Here is a 271-nt window from a genome sequence, read left to right as displayed (position 1 = left end):
GCTCAGCCCAGTAAAGTCTGTTTTCAGCGTCTCCACTAGCTTGTCCATTCCATCCATGTTGGATTTCGTTCTGAGTGAAGAGGTGATTCCTTCACCATCATAAATATCAGAGATTTTTCCGATAGCAATGACATCAAGTCCATCATCTTTCAATTCATTCATGACGGTACGGTCGAATGGTTTTAATGCATAGTCATGACGATTTGGTGTTCTAACAAATGCCCCCGGCTCCCCGACAAATGGACGAGCGATGATGCGCCCTACCATATAT

Annotated in this window: 1 protein-coding gene; it reads right to left on the bottom strand. The window is 44.3% G+C overall.

Going from position 1 to position 271, the window contains the following annotated elements:
• Window positions 1-271: hypothetical protein (locus AAEY75_RS15230; RefSeq protein ID WP_502944430.1), on the bottom strand; the 271-nt coding region annotated here is incomplete at both ends.

Source organism: Psychrobacter sp. TB55-MNA-CIBAN-0194, from assembly GCF_040309505.1.
GTDB lineage: Bacteria > Pseudomonadota > Gammaproteobacteria > Pseudomonadales > Moraxellaceae > Psychrobacter > Psychrobacter fozii.
The sequence above is the reverse complement of the archived record's forward strand: the minus strand, read 5'-3'. Positions and strand labels throughout refer to the sequence as shown.